General features: G+C 70.7%; 16 protein-coding genes and 1 pseudogene. 10 read left to right on the forward strand and 7 right to left on the reverse strand.

Going from position 1 to position 17,807, the window contains the following annotated elements; genetic code table 11:
- Position 1: 1 nt before the first annotated feature.
- Positions 2–577 carry a class I SAM-dependent methyltransferase gene (locus tag ACFWPA_RS04145; RefSeq protein ID WP_378505781.1) on the forward strand — a complete coding sequence of 192 codons (576 nt, stop codon included), beginning with the start codon at positions 2–4 and terminating at the stop codon, positions 575–577.
- A 1-nt stretch (position 578) separates the two neighbouring features.
- Here ACFWPA_RS04145 and ACFWPA_RS04150 read toward each other — a convergent pair whose 3' ends face one another.
- Complete coding sequence (locus ACFWPA_RS04150) at positions 579–782, reverse strand: hypothetical protein (protein WP_378505782.1); 204 nt, start codon at positions 780–782, stop codon at positions 579–581.
- Between the two features lie 170 nt (positions 783–952).
- On the opposite strand from ACFWPA_RS04150, the gene ychF reads away from it, so the two are divergent.
- Entirely contained in the window at positions 953–2,032 is a 1,080-nt protein-coding gene (gene ychF, locus ACFWPA_RS04155) for a redox-regulated ATPase YchF (RefSeq protein WP_378505783.1), read from the forward strand.
- A gap of 86 nt (positions 2,033–2,118) precedes the next feature.
- On the opposite strand, the gene ACFWPA_RS04160 is transcribed toward ychF, so the two are convergent.
- The 3 genes from ACFWPA_RS04160 to ACFWPA_RS04170 all read right to left on the reverse strand — a co-directional run bounded on the left by ACFWPA_RS04160 (position 2,119) and on the right by ACFWPA_RS04170 (position 5,917).
- Positions 2,119–4,482 (reverse strand): sulfatase-like hydrolase/transferase, encoded by a 2,364-nt coding sequence (locus tag ACFWPA_RS04160; RefSeq protein ID WP_378505784.1) that lies wholly within the window; start codon positions 4,480–4,482, stop codon positions 2,119–2,121.
- A 48-nt stretch (positions 4,483–4,530) separates the two neighbouring features.
- Positions 4,531–4,887, reverse strand: a complete 357-nt coding sequence (locus ACFWPA_RS04165; protein ID WP_378505785.1) for a hypothetical protein — start codon at positions 4,885–4,887, stop codon at positions 4,531–4,533.
- A gap of 109 nt (positions 4,888–4,996) precedes the next feature.
- Positions 4,997–5,917 carry an EamA family transporter gene (locus tag ACFWPA_RS04170; RefSeq protein ID WP_378505786.1) on the reverse strand — a complete coding sequence of 307 codons (921 nt, stop codon included), beginning with the start codon at positions 5,915–5,917 and terminating at the stop codon, positions 4,997–4,999.
- A gap of 78 nt (positions 5,918–5,995) precedes the next feature.
- Between ACFWPA_RS04170 and ACFWPA_RS04175 the strand changes: the two genes are divergently transcribed.
- Positions 5,996–6,895, forward strand: coding sequence for a LysR family transcriptional regulator (locus ACFWPA_RS04175; RefSeq protein ID WP_378505787.1), 900 nt, complete (start codon positions 5,996–5,998; stop codon positions 6,893–6,895).
- Here the strand turns inward: ACFWPA_RS04175 and ACFWPA_RS04180 are convergent.
- Entirely contained in the window at positions 6,852–7,826 is a 975-nt protein-coding gene (locus ACFWPA_RS04180) for a pseudouridine synthase (protein ID WP_378505788.1), read from the reverse strand. The two genes, ACFWPA_RS04175 and ACFWPA_RS04180, sit on opposite strands and share 44 nt — an antisense overlap.
- A 96-nt stretch (positions 7,827–7,922) precedes the next feature.
- Positions 7,923–8,339: a hypothetical protein gene (locus tag ACFWPA_RS04185; protein ID WP_378506038.1), complete on the reverse strand. Its 417-nt coding sequence runs from the start codon at positions 8,337–8,339 to the stop codon at positions 7,923–7,925.
- Between the two features lie 183 nt (positions 8,340–8,522).
- On the opposite strand from ACFWPA_RS04185, the gene ACFWPA_RS04190 reads away from it, so the two are divergent.
- The 4 genes and pseudogenes from ACFWPA_RS04190 to ACFWPA_RS04205 all read left to right on the forward strand — a co-directional run bounded on the left by ACFWPA_RS04190 (position 8,523) and on the right by ACFWPA_RS04205 (position 11,873).
- The gene (locus ACFWPA_RS04190) at positions 8,523–8,969 is read left to right on the forward strand and encodes a hypothetical protein (protein WP_378505789.1); all 447 of its coding nucleotides are present in this window, start codon (positions 8,523–8,525) and stop codon (positions 8,967–8,969) included.
- Between the two features lie 23 nt (positions 8,970–8,992).
- Complete coding sequence (locus ACFWPA_RS04195) at positions 8,993–10,324, forward strand: MFS transporter (protein ID WP_378505790.1); 1,332 nt, start codon at positions 8,993–8,995, stop codon at positions 10,322–10,324.
- 88 nt (positions 10,325–10,412) lie between these two features.
- Positions 10,413–11,255: pseudogene (locus tag ACFWPA_RS04200) on the forward strand (ADP-ribosylglycohydrolase family protein); the annotation flags it as partial.
- 66 nt (positions 11,256–11,321) lie between these two features.
- On the forward strand, positions 11,322–11,873 hold the full coding sequence (locus tag ACFWPA_RS04205) for an O-acetyl-ADP-ribose deacetylase (protein ID WP_378506039.1): 552 nt from the start codon (positions 11,322–11,324) through the stop codon (positions 11,871–11,873).
- Here the strand turns inward: ACFWPA_RS04205 and ACFWPA_RS04210 are convergent, their stop codons facing one another.
- Positions 11,874–12,494, reverse strand: a complete 621-nt coding sequence (locus tag ACFWPA_RS04210) for a hypothetical protein (protein WP_378505791.1) — start codon at positions 12,492–12,494, stop codon at positions 11,874–11,876.
- A 227-nt stretch (positions 12,495–12,721) separates the two neighbouring features.
- Between ACFWPA_RS04210 and htpG the strand changes: the two genes are divergently transcribed.
- The 3 genes from htpG (at position 12,722) to ACFWPA_RS04225 (ending at position 17,380) form a co-directional block, all read left to right on the forward strand.
- The gene (htpG, locus tag ACFWPA_RS04215) at positions 12,722–14,656 is read left to right on the forward strand and encodes a molecular chaperone HtpG (protein ID WP_378505792.1); all 1,935 of its coding nucleotides are present in this window, start codon (positions 12,722–12,724) and stop codon (positions 14,654–14,656) included.
- A gap of 73 nt (positions 14,657–14,729) precedes the next feature.
- The gene (locus tag ACFWPA_RS04220; RefSeq protein ID WP_378505793.1) at positions 14,730–16,067 is read left to right on the forward strand and encodes a WS/DGAT domain-containing protein; all 1,338 of its coding nucleotides are present in this window, start codon (positions 14,730–14,732) and stop codon (positions 16,065–16,067) included.
- 419 nt (positions 16,068–16,486) lie between these two features.
- Entirely contained in the window at positions 16,487–17,380 is an 894-nt protein-coding gene (locus tag ACFWPA_RS04225) for an IS5 family transposase (protein ID WP_378506040.1), read from the forward strand.
- The last annotated feature ends 427 nt before the right edge of the window (positions 17,381–17,807 follow it).

Genomic DNA, 17,807 nt, shown 5'->3' on the forward strand with positions numbered 1-17,807 from the left:
CATGACCAGATGGCAGGACGAACGAGGCCCGGACGGCTCCCGCGACTACGTGCGCCGCTTCGAGGAGCTGGCCGAATCGGGCGCCGACCTGCACGGCGAGGCGCGGGCCGTGGACGCGATGGTCGGCCGCGGGTCGCGGATCCTCGACGCGGGCTGCGGGACCGGACGGGTCGGCGCCGAACTCGCGCGCCGCGGCCACGCCGTCACCGCGGTCGACCTCGACCCGGTGCTGCTCGCCGCTGCCCGCGGCACCGGCCTGCTCGAGGTGGTGCAGGCCGATCTGGCGGAGCTGGACCTGCCGGGGGAGCCGTTCGACGCGGTCGTCGTCGCGGGCAACGTGATGATCTTCCTTGCGCCGGGCAGTGAGGCGCAGGTATGCCGCAGGCTCGCCGCGCACCTGACGCCGGGCGGGCTGCTGGTCGCCGGGTTCGCCACCGACCACCGGTACACGGTGGACGCCTTCGACGCCGACCTGGCCGCGGCAGGCCTGGCCCGCGAGCACCGCTTCTCGACCTGGGATCTGCGTCCGTGGCACCCGGACGCCGGCTGGGCGGTGACGGTGGCGCGCAGGCCCTAGCTCAGGCCCAGCAGATGTCGAACGCGATGCCGCCGAAGAACGGGATGAGCAGGTTCGGCGCGCAGGTGACCGCGGCCGTGAGCGGGCCCTGCTGCGGGTTGTAGACGACGGGCACCGGGGTAGCCGCCGCGGCGGCGGGGGCGACGACGATCGCCGCGCCTGCGGCCGCGGCGGCGACCGCCGCGCGGAGCGAGGTCCTGGACATGGGGTTCCTCCTGCCCGAAGGGTGGTGACGCACCGCGGGGAGCGTCCGGTCGGCGCGCTCGGATCGTGCCCTCCCATGGTGAGCGCAGCGGCCAGCGCCTGTCGAGGGGCGGCCGAGTTGTGGGCGGTGGGTGTCGGAACCGGGGGCGACCACCGTAGACTGTGGAATCCGTGAGCCTTACCCTCGGAATCGTCGGCCTCCCGAACGTCGGCAAGTCGACCCTTTTCAACGCCCTGACCAAGAACGACGTGCTCGCGGCGAACTACCCGTTCGCGACGATCGAGCCGAACGTCGGCCTGGTCGAGCTGCCCGATGAGCGGCTGGTGACGCTCGCCGAGATCTTCGGCTCCGAGCGCATCCTCCCGGCGACGGTGTCGTTCGTGGACATCGCGGGCATCGTCAAGGGCGCCTCCGAGGGCGCGGGCCTCGGCAACAAGTTCCTCGCCAATATCCGCGAGGCCGACGCCATCTGCCAGGTGGTCCGGGTGTTCGCCGACGACGACGTCGTGCACGTCGACGGCCGCGTCGACCCGGCGTCGGACATCGAGATCATCGAGACCGAACTCGTCCTCGCCGACATGCAGACCCTCGAGAAGGCGGTGCCGCGCCTCGAGAAGGAAGCGAAGAAGAACAAGGAGCTCAAGCCGCAGCACGAGGAGGCCGTCAAGGCGCAGGCCGTCCTCGAGGAGGGCAAGACCCTATTCTCCGTCAAGGACACCCTCGACTTCGGCCTGCTGCGCGAGCTGCACCTGCTCACCACCAAGCCGTTCCTGTACGTCTTCAACGCCGACGAGGCGATCCTCACCGACGACGCGAAGGTCGCCGAGCTGCGCGCCTCCGTCGCGCCCGCCGACGCGGTGTTCCTCGACGCGAAGGTCGAGCAGGAACTTCTCGAACTGGACGAGGAGGACCGGCAGGAGATGCTCGAGTCCATCGGCCAGACCGAGCCCGGCCTGCACGCCCTCGCCCGCACCGGCTTCCATACCCTCGGCCTGCAGACCTACCTGACGGCGGGGCCGAAGGAGTCGCGCGCCTGGACGATTCGCAAGGGCGACACCGCCCCGCAGGCCGCCGGCGTCATCCACACCGACTTCGAGCGCGGCTTCATCAAGGCCGAGATCGTCTCCTTCGAGGACCTCGCCGCGGCGGGTTCGATGAACGCGGCCAAGGCCGCGGGCAAGGTGCGGATGGAGGGCAAGGACTACGTCATGCAGGACGGCGACGTCGTCGAGTTCCGCTTCAACGTGTAGCACCCACCGAACGGGCGGTTGCCGGGACGAACGCCAAGTGGGTGTCCCGGTAACCGCCCGTTCGACGGTGCCCGGACGGTGCGCTGTCACTCCCTGCGCTGTGCGGCCTTGATCTCGGTGTGGTGCACCCGGTGCTGATCCTCTGGGCTCAGGTCCAGCGGGCCCAGGTCGATCCGGACCCGGTCGATGCTGCCGGTGAACCGGAACGGTGGACGGTAGTCGGCGGTGACGGGCTGGCCGGTGTCCTCGCCGATACCGAAGGTGTCGACACCGAAGCGGGCGAACACGGTGGCCTCCAGTCGGCCGTCGCAGACCCGGGTGCCGTCGACGGTCAGGATGAGATTCGCGCCCTTGCCGATACCGCCACCGTCGTAGTCGAACTCGATACCGATCACGGCATCGCCCGCGGTCAGCGTTCCTGCGGCCCGGACCGTGCAGTGGTCGCCATAGTAGTTGTAGTCGAAGGTCGGCACCCCGTCCTTCAGGTACAGCGACATGCCGCCGGCGACACCACCGATGGCGATGACGACGCCGTTCGTCGCCGCGCCATCGGTGCGGATGTGTGCAGCGAGTGTCCAGCTGCGGTTCTTCATCGACGGCGCCGCGCTCTCCGGGAGCCGGGTCGCACCCTCGTAGAACGTGAACGAGGTCGCCTTCGGGTCCGAGCCGGGCGGCGTCGGCTTCGGCAGGATCGCCCGCGCGACGCCGCGGTCGTCGAGCGGGTACACGTGGTACTTCTCGGCGGCCTCATCGAACGCGGCCTTCATCTGTTCGAGCTTGTCGGGCATTGTGTCGGCCAAGTCGCGGGCCTCGGAGAAGTCATCGTCGAGGTGGTAGAGCTCCCACCTGTCGTTCTCCCAGTCGCCGGGGGCGAGGTCCTGCCGCCACGGCAGGGTGTGCTGCGCGTTCGCCTTCCAGCCGTCCTCGTAGATTGAGCGGTTGCTGATGATCTCGAAGTACTGCTCTGTTCGGCCCTGGAACGTCGGGTCGGTGAAGCTGTCCAGGAACGACTTCCCGGCCAGCGGCAGCTGCTCGATCCCGTTGACGGTGTCGGGCATCGTCACTCCCGCGGCCGCGTAGATCGTCGGGGCGATGTCGACGAGGTGCAGGAACGGATCGCGGGGGGCGTCGTCGTGCGTGATCCTCCCGGGCCAGCTGACCACCATCGGGTTGCGGGACCCGCCGAGGTGCGAGGCCACGGCCTTGACCCACTGGAACGGGGTGTTGCCGGCCCACGCCCAGCCCAGCGGGTAGTGCGGTTCGGTCTCCGGGCCACCCAGCTTGTCGAGGTCGGCAATGATCTCCTCGATCGTGGGCATGATCCCGCCGAGGTTCTTGATCTCGTCGAGGGTGCCGTCGGGGCCGCCCTCGGAGGAAGCGCCGTTATCACCGACGATGTACAGGACCAGGGTGTTCTCGGCGTCAGGGAGATCCTTGATCGCATCGAGCAGGCGGCCGACCTCGTGGTCGGTGAACGCGAAATATCCGGCGTAGTTCTCGAACAGAGCGCAGTACACCTGCTTCTGCTGATCGCTGAGCGTGTCCCATTCCTGCACCCACTCCGGGCGCGGGGTCAGTTCGGTGTCCGGCGGGATGATGCCCATCTTCTTCTGGTTCTCGAACACGATCTCCCGGTACTTCTCCCAGCCCATGTCGAAGGCGCCCGCGAATCGGTCGCGCCATTCCTTGGTGACGTGGTGCGGGGCGTGCATCGCGCCGGGAGCGAAGTACATGAAGAACGGCTTGTCCGGTGCGACCGACTTGGCGTACCGCATCCGCGTGATTGCCCGGTCGGTCATGTCCGTCATCAGGTGGTAGCCGTCCTCGGGACCCTTGTCCGGTTCGACCGGGGTCGTGTTCTCGAACAGGACCGGGTAGAACTGGTGCGTCTCACCGGCGTTGAAACCGTAGAAGTAGTCAAACCCCATCCCGGTCGGCCACCGGTCGAACGGTCCTGCGACGCTGGTCTCCCAGTCGGGGGTGTTGTGGTTCTTGCCGTACCACCAGGTGGAGTAGCCGTTGCCGCGCAGCACCTCCGCGACCGTGGCCGTGGTGCGCGGGATCATCGTGGTGTAGCTCGGGAATCCGGTCGACCACTCCATGAGGTAGCCGTTGCCCGCGTCATGGTGGTTGCGTCCGGTCAATAGGGCAGCGCGCGACGGCCCGCACACCGCGGTCGTGTGGAAGCGGTTGTACCGCAGCCCCTCGGAGGCGAGTTTGTCGAGGTTCGGTGTCGGGATCAGCCCGCCGAACGTGGAAGTCTGACCGAACCCGACGTCGTCGAGCATGATCACGACGATGTTCGGTGCGCCCTCCGCCGGTGTCGGGATTTGCGGCCACGCGGCTGTCGACTCCTTGTAGGTCGTGCCGACGGTGCCCTCGAACGGTGGGAACGGCTCGGGTATCGCCGATCGGCCCGCGGCTGACGCAGCGGTGGTGTGCTCGCTCATGTGGGCATTGCATCACCAGGCGATGAGCCTGGCTGGTAACGACACAGCTCAGCTCGTCTCCGACCGGGCGGTTGCCGGGGCGAACGCCGAGTGGGTGTCCCGGTAACCGCCCGTTCGGCGGGCATCCATCGCCCGCCACGCCGAGTCGTAGCGCTTGGCGGTCACCTCGTCGGCCTCGGCAATGAGGGCGTCGAGGAGCGAGCGCGGGTCGTACCGCCACGCGTGCGCGGCGTTCGCGACGACCAGGTTGGCGAACAGGCCCGACCGGGCCAACGCGTGTACCCAGTCACCGACCTCGCCGCGGTGGATTCGTTCGACGGCGTCCGCGTCGACGCCGTCCGCGACGAAGTCGTGGGAGAGGGTCGCGGCCAGGTAGTCGTTGCACGTGCGCAGGTGGGGGTTCATCGGGGTGCGGCGCCTTTCTCGAGGCCGTTCGGGGAGGGTCCGCACGATCCGGATGTGCGGTCCGTCACATCCTCGGGTCCGGCGACGCCGGTGTCATGCGTCGAACTACCTACGCGACTACCTGTTTTCCGGACCGGGTGGCGCGGGACACCTGGCCGGCGAGCATCGCGGTCAACGCGACGGCGAAGCCGAGCAGCTGCACGGGGCGGAGTGACTCGTCCGCGACGACGGCGCCGAGGAGCGCCGCGACGAGCGGCGAGAGCAACCCGAGCAGCGCGGTCGCGGTGACGGGAAGTCGGCGGATGCCCGCGAACCACAGGCTGTAGGCGGCGAGCGCGCCGACCAGCCCGAGCCACAGGTAGCCCGCGACGGCCGGACCGTCGATGCCCTCGGGGATGCCGTCGATCGCCAGGGCCGGAACGAGCAGGACCAGGCCTGCCGCGGTCAACTGCCAGCCGGCGAGCCCGACCGCGGAGACGCCGTCGGGGCGGCCCCACTTCTTGGTGAGCACGACACCGGTGCCCATGGAGACGGCGCCGCCGAGACCGGCGAGGATGCCGATCAGGTCGAGGCCCGCCGCGGGGCCGAGGACCACGAGGGCGACGCCGACCATGCCCATCACGCCCCAGGCCACCCGCCACCCGGACAGCCGTTCGTGCAGGACCGCAACGGCGAGCAGGGCGACGACGATCGGCTGCGCGGCGGCCAGGGTCGCGGCGACGCCGCCGGGGAGGCGCTGCGCGGCGAGGAAGAGCAGCGGGAAGAACGCGCCCATGTTCAGGGTGCCCAGCACCAGGCTCTTCCACCACCACGATCCGTGCGGCAGGCGGCGGGCAATCAGCAGCGCGATCACCCCCGCGGGCAGCGAGCGCATCAACGCCGCGAACAGCGGGTGGCCGGCGGGCAGCAGGTGCGTGGTGACGATGTAGGTCGTGCCCCACAGGACCGGCGCGAGGGCGGTCAGCAGGGTCAGGGACACCGGGAACGGTGCGGTGGTCCGCGGGGCGGGTGCTGTGATCGTCGTGGTCATGGAGTCATCGTCTGCCCGTCCGAACCATGAATCCAACACATTGTTGTCATAGGAACAATGAACGGTCATCATGTTGCGGTGGAGCTTCAGCAGATGCGGTACGTCCTCGCGGTCGCGGAGGAGCGCAGCTTCACCCGCGCCGCCGCCCGCTGTCACGTCGTGCAGTCCGCGCTCAGTCACCAGATCAAGGCCCTCGAGCGCGAGCTCGGCGTCGCGCTGTTCGCCAGGAACAGCCGCCGGGTCGAGACGACCGACGCGGGCGAGGCGTTCCTTGCCGCGGCCCGTGCGTGCCTGCGATCCGCGGAGCGCGCGGCCGCCGACGCCGCCGCGGCCGCCGGGCAGCTCCGGGGCACGCTGACCATCGGCCTCATCCCCACCGTCACCGCCGTCGACATCCCGGCCGCGCTCGGCGAGTTTCGCCGCGCACATCCGGGGGTGCGGGTCACCGTGCGGGAAGGGGCCAGCGACGTGTTCGTCGAGGCGATCGCGGACGGCTCGATGGACGTGGCGGTGCTCGGCCTGCCCGGTGCGCTGGCACGGACGGGTGTCGGCGCGAGGGTGCTCGCGAGTGCCCGGCACGTGGCGGTCGTTCCGGTCGGGCATCCGCTCGCCGACCGCCGCAGCGTGCGGCTCGCGGACCTTGCGGACGAGGTTTTCGTGGACTTTCCCGAGGGGTCGGGCGGGCGGGCGCAGAGCGATCTCGCCTTCCGTGAGGCGGGGCTCGGTCGCGACATCGCCTTCGAGGTGATGAGCACCGGCCTGATGCTCGGGCTGGTCCGCAACGGTCTCGCCGTCGCACTGCTGCCGCCGGGGGTGATGCCCGAGGGCGATGACCTGCGCGCGGTCACCGTGCGGGACGGGCCGCGTCGCGTCGAATACCTGGCGTGGAGCGACTTCAACCCGTCGCGGGCCGCGCGGGCGTTCGTCGAGGTGGTCAGCCGTCCGTCACCGGCGCCTCGGCCAGCGTCCGGCGGGTGACGAACCGCCGCGGCGCCCCCGACAGCGGATCGGTGAACATCAACTCCCGCGCGAGCAGTTGCAGCGGCAGGCGGTGATCGTCCGGCGCCTCCGGCAGCAGGTCGGGATACCACCTGTCACCCAGGATCGGGACGCCGAGCGCCGCGAGATGCGCCCGCAGCTGGTGCATCCGCCCGGTGCGCGGGCGCAGCACCGTGTGCAGCACGTCCAGCCCGGACCGGCTCACACCGCGGCCGCGCACCTCCACCACCGTCTCGGCGTTGGGCTCGCGGTCGTCGTCGACGACGACCCGCAACTCGCCGCGGCGCACGGTCAGGTGATTCCGGTAGACGACCGGAAGCGGGCGCCCCGCCAGGGTAGGAGCGGCAGGGTCCCAGCCGGCCGGTTGCCGCGACACCGCCTCGTACACCTTCCCGACCTGCCGCTGCTCGAACAGCGACTGGTAGGCGCCGCGGGTCGCGGGCCGGGCCGAGAACATCACCAGTCCCGCGGTCGCGCGGTCCAGACGATGGATCGGCGTCAGGTCCGGATTGTCGAGTCGGGTCCGCAGCCGGACCAGCGCCGACTCCCGCAGATAGCGCCCACCCGGCGTGGTCGGCAGGAAATGGGGTTTGTCGATCACCACGAGATCGTCGTCGTGGTGCAGGATCTCCTCGCGGAACGGAATCGGATCCTCGGCGGGCAGGTCGCGGTAGTACCAGACGAAGCGGTGCGCACCCAGCTCCGTGCCGCGTCCGATCGGGTCGCCGCAGGCCCCGACAATCTCGCCGGCGTCGACGCGTCGGTACAGGTCGTCCGCGTCGAGGTGGTCGAATCGGGTGACGATGTACTCGGCGATCGTCGCCCACGGCCCGGCCGCCGGGACCCGCAGTCGGGTCGGCCCGACCCCGTTCCGGACGGGCAGCGGTGGGGGCATCGGCACGCCCGCCATCCTCTCATCGGCGGAACCTCGTCGAACGGGTGGTTACCGGACCATCCGCCGAGTGCGCGGCCCGGTAACCGCCCGTTCGGTGGCGGCGCCCACGGTTCACGGCACGGCGACCGCGGCGACGCCCGGAGTGACCGAGCCGGGGAGCGGGATCAGGACGACGGCGACCTGCCCGGCGCCGGTGTGCACGGTCGCCTCCGGCGGATACCCGTGCAGCCCGTCCGAGAGTCGGGCCGTGCCGGACGCCCCGGTCGACAGGTTCAGCCAGCGCGCCTCGGCGTTGATCAGGCAGCCCCACCGGCCGGGCATCGAACCGGTGATCGTCAGGTCGCCGGGCCGCTCGCCGACCACCGTCGCGCAGCGGATCGCCGGGACATCGAAGCTGCCGTTCGGGTTGCCGAACGGCGCGGGTGCGACCTGGAAGGGAACGGCAGCCGCGGCCGATGCCACCCCCGTCGTGGTCAGGAATGCGGCGGCAACGGCCGCGCACATGGCCAGTCCGCGAACGGGATTCATCACGATGACCTCCTCGGTGGCGGGGCGAACCGGCCGGGCGTCATCCCATCCTCTCCCGCATACCGCGCCGGGTCCACTCCGGCGCAGATTGTCGGGCGGCCCGCCCGGCGAGTTGCTACCCTGCGGGCGCGGCAGCGAACCAGCCGCCGCGAACGAGCCGGGGGGATCGTGGGGGATTTCGTGATGCCGACATCGTCGGCCGCGGACGGGCATTCGGCCGAGTCCGCCGAGGAGTGTCCGGCTGAGCAGGACCTCGCCGAGCTGGCCGTCACCGCGCGCAGGCTGCAGCTGGACCTGGACCGGGTGCGCGGCCGCGCACAGACCCCGGACGGCCGGGTCCGGATCGAGGTCGGGGTGGACGGCCGGATGACGGTGCTGGACCTGCACCCCGACGCGCTGCGGCTCGGCGCGGACCGGCTGGCAAGGACGATCACCGATCTGCACGCCGCCGCGCGGGAGGACGCCGAGGCCAGCGCCGACCCGCTGCGGGCCGGGCTACTCACCGACCCGCGCGTCGCCCGCGCGCTCGGCCGGATCGCCGCGGCGCCGCCCGCGAAACCGGAGGCGGACCCCGACCGGTACTACACGACCTTCTCGGTGTTCGGAACGGACCCGGACCGCCGCGGGTAGCCCGCGATCGTACGCTGACGGGCATGGTCGAACGCCCGATGACCCGCAGCGAACGGCTCGACGAGCTGCCATTCACTCGTCGTCACGGCCGGCTGCTGGTCGGGTCCGGGATCGGGTGGGCGCTCGACGCGATGGACGTCGGCCTGATCTCCTTCGTGATGGCGGCCCTCGCCGTGCAGTGGGGCCTGACCACCACGCAGCTGTCGTGGATCGGCTCGATCGGTTTCGTCGGCATGGCGATCGGGGCGAGCATCGGCGGACTCCTCGCCGACCGCCTCGGACGGCGGCAGGTGTTCGCGGCGACCCTGCTCGTCTACGGCCTGGCCACCGGCGCGGCCGCGCTGGCCGGTTCGGTTGCGGTGCTGATGCTGTTGCGGTTCGTCGTCGGCCTCGGTCTCGGCGCCGAACTCCCCGTCGCGTCCACCCTGGTCAGCGAGTACGCGCCGCGAACCCTGCGGGGCCGCATGGTGGTCGCCCTCGAGGCGTTCTGGGCGGTCGGCTGGGTGCTGGCCGCGCTGATCGGCTACCTCGTGGTGCCGCTCGGCGACGACGGCTGGCGGTGGGCGCTGGCCGTCGGGCTGGTGCCGACGGTGTACGCGGCGGTGATCCGCTTCGGTCTGCCCGAATCGGTCCGGTTCCTCGAGAGCCGCGGCAGGGACGCCGAGGCGGAGGTCGCGGTCCGGCAGTTCGAGGCGGCAGCCGGGGTCGCACCACCGGCGTGGGGCGGTGGCCGGGAACGGGTCCGGCCGGCAGCGGAAACACCGGTGCGGGAATCGATCTGGTCGACCCGGCTGCGGCGCCGCACCGGCGCCCTGTGGGTGGTCTGGTTCTGCGTCAACCTGTCCTACTACGGCGCGTTCATCTGGTTGCCGAGCCTGCTCGTCCGCCAGGGATTCGACCTGGTCACCTCGTTTCAGTACACGCTCGTCATCACGCTCGCGCAGCTGCCCGGGTATGCCGTCGCCGCATGGTCGATTGAGGTGTGGGGCAGGCGCAGCACCCTGGCGACGTTCCTCGCCGGGTCCGCGGTGTCCGCTGGCCTGTTCGGACTCGCGGACACCCCGGCGCAGATCATCGCCGCGGGGATGGCGTTGTCGTTCTTCAACCTCGGCGCCTGGGGTGCCCTGTACGCGATCGGGCCGGAGCTGTATCCGACGGTGGTGCGCGGGTCGGGGACCGGCGCCGCCGCCGCGTTCGGCCGGATCGCGTCGATCGCGTCCCCGTTGATGGTGCCGGTGTTGCTGGACGGCGGCGGCAACGGGCTGGTCTTCGCGGTCTTCGCTGCGGCATTCGTGCTTGCGGCCGCCGCGGCACTGACGCTGCCGGAACGCCGCGGGCTCGCCCTTGAGCACTGACCACCGGCGATCGGTGGGTGGTGCCGTCGGGTGTCGGTGCGGGGTGCGACAGTGGGGACCGCAGTCGGCGTCGACGACGGGAGTGAAGGTGGAACTGAGCACAGCGCAGGCGGACCGGGCGGCCGGGGTCCTGCTCGGAACGGCCGCGGGTGACGCGCTCGGCGCCGGATACGAGTTCACGCATCCGGGCGCCGACGTGCCGATCGACATGATCGGTGGCGGCACCTTCGACTGGGCGCCGGGGGAGTGGACGGACGACACCTCGATGGCGGTGGCGATCGCCGAGGTCGTCGCGACCGGCGCGGACGTGCGTGCGGGCGCGGGACTCGACGCGGTGGCCGCGCGGTTCGTCGGATGGTACGACTCCTCCCCGCCGGACATCGGCAACCAGACCCGCGCGGTGCTCTCCGCCCGCCCCGCCACCGCTGCGGCGATGCTCGCCAGGGCAGGCGCCATTCCCGGCCGTAAGGCGGGCAACGGTTCGCTGATGCGCACCGCACCGGTGGCGCTCGGCTACCTCGACGACGAGCGCGCCTGCGCCGACGCGGCGGCGGCGGTCGGGGCGCTCACCCACGACGACCCGCAGGCGACCGCGGCGTGCCGGATGTGGACGCACGCGATCCGGCACGCCGTCCTGCACGGCAGCTTCGACGGTGTCCGCGGCTACCTCGCCACCGCCGACGCCGAGGTCGCCGGGTATTGGACGCCGCTGCTCGACGAGGCCGAAACCGGTTCGCCCGCAGACTTTTCCAACAACGGCTGGGTGGTGCACGCGCTGCAGACCGCCTGGTGGGCGATCCGCAGCACCGACGCCTCCGACCCCGGTCACCTGCCGCGCGCACTGGAGGCGGCGGTGCGGGCCGGCGGTGACACCGACACCACCGCCGCGATCGCGGGCGGCCTGCTCGGGGCGCGCTGGGGTGCGTCGGCGATCCCGGACCGGTGGCGCCGGATCCTGCACGGCTGGCCCGGTCACACCGCGGCCGACCTGGTCCGGATGGCCGCGGGCGCGACCGCCAGCGGCCGCTCCGGCGGCGATCGGCGGCCGGTGATTGAGGTGCGGCAGGGCGACATCACCGCGGTCCGGGTGGACGCGATCGTCAACGCCGCGAACTCGTCGCTGCTCGGTGGGGGCGGCGTGGACGGCGCGATCCACCGGGCCGGGGGCCCGCGGATCCTGGACGCCTGCCGGCACCTGCGGGCGACCACGCTGCCCGACGGGTTGGCCGCAGGCGCGGCCGTCGCGACGACGGCGGGCGACCTGCCCGCCGAGCACGTGATCCACACGGTCGGGCCCGTGTACTCCGGGAGTGAGGACCGCTCGGCGGTGCTGCGATCCGCCTACACCCGGAGCCTCGCCGTCGCGGACGGCCTCGGCGCACGCAGCGTCGCGTTTCCGCTGATCTCCGCTGGCGCGTACGGGTGGCCGCGCGAGGACGCCGTCCGCCAGGCGATCGCCGCGGTCACCGCCGCCGGGACGGCGGTCGAACGGATCGTCCTCGTCGCCTATGACCGGGACACCGCCGACCTGATGCGGCGGGCGCTCTGATCAGACCATCTCGGGAACATGCAGGTGCGCGATCGCGAGGTCGAACATGCACGTGTCGAGCACCGTGGCACCCATCTCCCGGGTCACGGCGGCGCGCATCTCGTCCGCGGTCTCCTGATTGCGCTCGAACGTTGCGCGGCTGTCCCAGGTCACCGACACCACCGCGCGGCCTGCGGCGTGGTCGACCATCATGCTGGCGCTGCAGAACCCGTCGAGTTCCTCCATGCGCGGCAGGGCGGTCAGCCGGAACACGTCGACGGCCCGCGACATGTGCCCCGGCTCCAGCTTGAGCCAGGTCACGCGGACGCAGGATCCGCGGTCCGAGTGGTGGTCGCGGTGCAGTGCCGCGATGTCCCAGCGCTCGACGGTCGCGGTGCCGTGGAACATCTCGGTCGCGCGGTCCCGCAGCTCCCGGACCGGACCTTCACTGCCGCGGAGGGCGTCCTCGTCCATCCAGGAGCTGGTCGCGATGCACCGGCCGGACTCGCGGTCGACGAGCAGGGACAGGCCCGCGCACCCCTCGTAGTCCGCGAGAGCGGGCATGACCGTGTCACTCATGTGTTTGATGCCCGCGTCGATGAACGACGGGTGCGCCTGAATCGTGGTGGAACGTGCGTACACGGCCTACCCCTTCCGGTCGAGGCGGCACCCCGGCGGCGCCACCGGCTCCCCTGATTCCCCACCCCCCCGGGACTGCTCGTGTCTCCGTTCTTCACCTTCCTCCGTGGCCCGGCGCGAGGCAATGGCCCCGCCGCGCCGATTGCACTACCGGCCGGTAGGTCTGCCGCGCTGGTCGCAGGCGTAAAATTCGGTCGACTTGTGCCCGTCCGCTGTCGAAGGGAATCGGATTGAACGCGCACACCGGGGAACGTGAACAACTGGAGTTTCAGGCGGAGACCCGCCAGCTGCTGGACCTGATGGTCCACTCCATCTACTCGAACAAGGACTCCTTCCTGCGGGAGCTCGTGTCCAACGCGTCGGATGCGTTGGACAAGCTGCGGCTGGCGGCGTTCCAGGACAAGGACCTGGACGCCGACACCGCCGACCTGCACATCGAGATCGCCGTCGACACGGATGCGCGCATCCTGACGATCCGGGACAACGGCATCGGCATGTCCCGCGACGAGGTGGTCGACCTGATCGGCACCCTCGCCCGCTCCGGCACCGCCGAGCTGCGGCGGAAGCTGAAGGAGGCGAAGGACGCGGCCGCCAGCGAAGAGCTGATCGGCCAGTTCGGCATCGGCTTCTACTCGACGTTCATGGTCGCCGACCGGGTGGCCCTGCTGACCCGCAAGGCGGGCGAGGCGACGGGCACCCGCTGGGAGTCGAGCGGCGAGGCGACCTACACGATCGAGGCCGTCGACGACGCGCAGCAGGGAACCTCGGTGATCCTGCACCTCAAGCCCGCCGATACCGAGGATCAGCTCCACGACTACACCGCGGAGTGGAAGATCAAGGAACTGGTCAAGCGGTACTCCGACTTCATCGCCTGGCCGATCCGGATGGACGTCGAACGCCGCACCCCCGCCGAGGGTGGTGAGCCGGAGCGGGTCGAGATCGAGACCCAGACGCTGAACTCGCAGAAGGCGCTGTGGGCGAAGTCGAAGGACGAGGTGTCCGACGAGGAGTACACCGAGTTCTACCGGCACATCGCGCACGCCTGGGACGACCCGCTCGAGACGATTCCGATGAAGGCGGAGGGCACCTTCGAGTACCAGGCGCTGCTGTTCATCCCGAAGCACGCGCCGTTCGACCTGTTCATGCGGGACGGCAAGACCGGCGTGCAGCTGTACGTCAAGCGGGTGTTCATCATGGACGACGCCGACGAACTGCTTCCCGAGTATCTGCGATTCGTCAAGGGTGTCGTCGACGCGCAGGATCTCTCGCTCAACGTCTCGCGGGAGATCCTGCAGCAGGACAGGCAGATTCGGGCGATCCGACGGCGCCTCACCAAGAAGGTACTCACCACGATCCGGGAGATCCAGGCAACCCGGCCCGACGACTACCGCACCCTGTGGTCGGAGTTCGGCAGGGCGCTGAAGGAGGGCCTGGTCGCCGACGCGGACAATCGTGATGTGCTGCTGCAGATCTCGTCGTTCGCGTCGACCGCGTGCGAGGACGCGCAGACCACGCTCGCGGAGTACGTCGGGCGGATGAAGGACGGGCAGAAGCAGATCTACTTCGCGGCAGGCGAGTCGCGTCAGCTGCTGGAGAACTCGCCGCACCTGGAGGCCTTCAAGGCGAAGGGCCTCGAGGTGCTGCTGCTCACCGATCCGGTGGACGAGGTGTGGGCCTCGCAGGTGCCGGAGTTCGAGGGCCTGACCTTCCAGTCCGTCGCCAAGGGCGAGGTCGATCTCGACGCCGAGGCTGATGGTGCGGACGACTCCGCGCGGGAGGAGCGCGAGAAGGACTTCGCGGACCTGCTGACCTGGCTCACCGACACCCTCGGCGACCACGTCAAGTCGGTGCGGTTGTCGACTCGCCTGACCACCTCCCCGGCCTGCATCGTCGGCGACGACTTCTCCATGTCCCCAGCGCTGGAGCGGATGTACCGGGCGTCCGGCCAGCCCGTCCCGGCGACCAAGCGGATCCTCGAGCTCAACCCGGATCATCCGCTGGTGCAGGCGCTGCGGACCGCCCGCGCCGAGCGGCCCGAAGATTCCGCGGCAGCGGAGACCGCGGAACTGCTCTACGGCATGGCGCTGCTGGCCGAGGGCGGCGAACTCGCCGACCCGGCCCGGTTCACCACCCTGCTCGCGAACCGGTTGGCCGCCACGGTCTGACGCCGGTTTCCGCGCCGCGGCGGTCGGTCCGATTCGGGCCGGCCGCCGCTGCTATCGTCGGCCGGTGCCGCGGATGAGCGCCCAGGATGCGCAGTCGTATTGGATTTCCCGGCGGATACCCACCGATCAGTTCCTGCTCTACTGCTTCGCCGCGACCCCGCACCCGCTCGCGGTGATCGGCGAGCAGCTGCGGGTCCGCGCGTGCGCGGTCGCGGACCTGCGGATCCGGGTGCGGGAGGTGCCGGGCGGGATGGACCTGCCGCACTGGGTGCCGATGGACCCCGCCGCCGCCCCGATCCGGCTGCACGCCGGACCGATGTCGTGGGGCGGCTGCCGGGAGGCCGTCGCGGCGCTGCTCACCGACCGGCTCGACGCGACCCAATCGCCTTGGCGGCTCCACCTTTTCGGCCCCGTGGCGGGGGCGCCGGAATGCGGCTCCGGGGACGCGGTGGTCGCGGTGCTGCAGGTCGCGCACGCACTCGGGGACGGGCGCCGGGCCTCGGCGATCGCCCGCGACCTGTTCGCGCCCGTCCCGCCCGCCCCACCCGCCGCCGCCGCGCCCTGGCGACCCGCGCAGGCCGTCGCCGCCGCCGCGGTCCGGCTCCCGATCCAGGTCGGGCAGATGCTGGTGCGGGCCCGCCCCGCCTATCTCGGGCATCAGCGGCTGGTCCGGGACACCGCGGCGGGGGTGATCCCCGCGGCCCCGCCGAGCCTGCCGAAGCTGCTCACGAACGCCGCGCCGGACGGCCGCCGCGCCATCGCGACGGTGGTCGTCGATGCGGACACCCTGCGCGGCGCGGGGAGCACCGTCACGGTCGGCGCGATGACCGCGATCTCGATGGCACTGACCCGGTACCTGCGCGGGCGGGGCGCCGACCCGGCCGCCTGCCTCGCCGCCGAGGTCACCGTCGCGAAGCCGGGGCGGCCGGTGTCCCGCAACCACTTCCGCAACGTGGCGGTGGACCTGCACCCACGGATCGAGGATCCGGCGGAGCGGGCGGCCGCGATCGCCGAGTCGCTCCGGCGCAGGCGGCTGCGCGCCGACCACCCGTCCGGTGCGGCGGAGGACCGGGTGCTGGCCGCCGTGCCCGCGCCGCTGCTGCGCCACGGCGTCGAGCATTTCGACTTCACCGCGGTGCCGGACGAGGTCACCGGCAACACCGTGGTCTCCAGCGTGGACCGCGGCCCCGACGACCTCACCCTCGGCGGCGGCCGGGTGCGGTTCACCGCGGGATTCCCTGCGCTGTCGCAGTTCATGGGCCTCACGCACGGCGTGCACGGGATGGGGGGTCGGGTCACGATCTCGGTCGTCACCTCACCCGCGGTACTGCCCGACCTCGACGGGTACGTCGATCTGCTCAGGTACGCGGTGCGCCGCCTCGGCGCGGGTCGGGACCGGGATACGCCCTGATCGGGGGTGAGTCGTGGCGAACTCGTCGCCGGCCCGCTACTGTGACCGGTGCCGGACGGAACCGGCGTCTGCACCAAACGAACGGAGTCCCGACATGTCGACCCTTATTTTCGATGCGCTCGTGCCCTACGTCGGTGAGAAGCCCGCGACCGACCTGGCGAACCTGCTTGCCGTCGGACCGTAATCGTTCGGGCACACCCGAAACCTGCCGGGGCCCGGCGGAACCCAGTGTTCCGCCGGGCCTCGCGTTGTCCGCGGGGTGCGTCCGGCCGCCCTAGGCAGTGTTTCGAAAGTGGGTGCACCGGCGGGAATCACACTCAGGCAGGCGTGTCGTGGCAACTGAATGAGCGAGGTCTCCGGTAGAGGGTTGTTCGACCAAGAAGAACCTGAATACCGGAGACCTCGTGCCCAGCGTAGCGGTGCCGGGGCGAGCGGACCTGACCGACGCACAGTGGGCGTTGCTGGGTCCGATGCTGCCTCGAGGGAAGAAGGCGGGCCGACCGCCGAAGTGGACGAAACGCCAGCTCATCGACGGGATCCGGTGGCGGATCCGCACCGGTGCCCCGTGGCGGGACGTCCCGGCCCAGTACGGGCCGTGGCAGACGATCTACGGACTGTTCCGCCGCTGGCAACGCGCCGGGGTGTGGGCGTCGATCCTCACCCGGTTGCAGGCCCTCGCCGACGCCGCCGGCCAGATCGTGTGGGATGTCAGCGTCGACTCGACCATCGCCCGAGCGCACCAGCACGCGGCCGGTGCCCGCAAGGACGGCGGCGGGCAGGTCGAGCCGCCCGGCGGCGTAGAGACTGAACCCGTCGACCACGTGTTGGGGCGCTCCCGCGGTGGCTGGACCACGAAGACCCATCTGGCGTGCGAGCAGGGCCGTAAACCGCTGTCGATCGTCGTTACCGCAGGCCAGTGCGGTGACAGTCCGCAGTTCGTCACCGTGCTCGAGGGGATTCGGGTGCCGCGGATCGGGCCGGGCAGGCCGCGGTGCCGCCCGCGGTCGGTGTTGGCGGACAAGGCGTACAGCAGTGTCGCCAATCGCGAGTATCTCCGCAAGCGGGGTATCCGGGCGACGATCCCGGTCAAGTCGGATCAGGCCGCGAACCGAAAGCGCAAGGGTTCGGCTGGTGGCCGGCCCCCGGTGTTCGACACCGAGCACTACAAGCAGCGTCATGCGGTCGAGTGCGGTATCAATCTGCTCAAGCAGAACCGTGGTGTGGCAACGAGATACGACAAGCTCGCCGTCCGTTACACCGCCACGATCTGTATCGCGGCGATCAACCTGTGGCTCGGCATCCCGGGCCTGTGAAACATGGCTGAGGGTGCAGGTTCGGTTACCGGCGGGATTTCACCGTTGGTTGATCCGCGGGACCGCCGCCGTCCACCACTACCAAATGGCGTCACCCGCCGCCGAGGCCTTGTATGCAGTCGACGCCGACCACCGGGTTCCTTACTGAGAGGTACAAACCGCAACCGGAACGTGACCATGACACGTATGTCCAGTTCGAGAAGATCGGGCGGTTTTCGGTGAAGCTCAGGCCGGTCACAGCTTGTGACCGGTGACCTCACAGAGGGCGCGAGCCGGTGGAACCGAGAACGTCTCGCTCTCACTGTCGTTCCAGCTTCCTTGGTGAGGTATGTGACAGAGCCCCGTGAAGTGGTGGACTTCGGATCAGGCGCGAGATCGCGTAGTGATCAACGAGTCATGCTGAATGCTAGCTGATTTCGACGGCCTC

Source organism: Rhodococcus sp. NPDC058505 (assembly GCF_042720095.1).
In the GTDB taxonomy this organism is placed as follows: domain Bacteria; phylum Actinomycetota; class Actinomycetes; order Mycobacteriales; family Mycobacteriaceae; genus Rhodococcus_G.

Coding starts and splice junctions, on each gene's coding strand:
- ACFWPA_RS04145 (WP_378505781.1), top strand. CDS start 2: ATGACCAGATGGCAGGACGAACGAGGCCCGGACGGCTCCCGCGACTAC.
- ACFWPA_RS04150 (WP_378505782.1), bottom strand. CDS start 782: ATGTCCAGGACCTCGCTCCGCGCGGCGGTCGCCGCCGCGGCCGCAGGC.
- ACFWPA_RS04160 (WP_378505784.1), bottom strand. CDS start 4,482: ATGAGCGAGCACACCACCGCTGCGTCAGCCGCGGGCCGATCGGCGATA.
- ACFWPA_RS04165 (WP_378505785.1), bottom strand. CDS start 4,887: ATGAACCCCCACCTGCGCACGTGCAACGACTACCTGGCCGCGACCCTC.
- ACFWPA_RS04170 (WP_378505786.1), bottom strand. CDS start 5,917: ATGACCACGACGATCACAGCACCCGCCCCGCGGACCACCGCACCGTTC.
- ACFWPA_RS04180 (WP_378505788.1), bottom strand. CDS start 7,826: ATGGCGGGCGTGCCGATGCCCCCACCGCTGCCCGTCCGGAACGGGGTC.
- ACFWPA_RS04185 (WP_378506038.1), bottom strand. CDS start 8,339: ATGAATCCCGTTCGCGGACTGGCCATGTGCGCGGCCGTTGCCGCCGCA.
- ACFWPA_RS04190 (WP_378505789.1), top strand. CDS start 8,523: ATGCCGACATCGTCGGCCGCGGACGGGCATTCGGCCGAGTCCGCCGAG.
- ACFWPA_RS04195 (WP_378505790.1), top strand. CDS start 8,993: ATGGTCGAACGCCCGATGACCCGCAGCGAACGGCTCGACGAGCTGCCA.
- ACFWPA_RS04205 (WP_378506039.1), top strand. CDS start 11,322: ATGGCCGCGGGCGCGACCGCCAGCGGCCGCTCCGGCGGCGATCGGCGG.
- ACFWPA_RS04220 (WP_378505793.1), top strand. CDS start 14,730: ATGAGCGCCCAGGATGCGCAGTCGTATTGGATTTCCCGGCGGATACCC.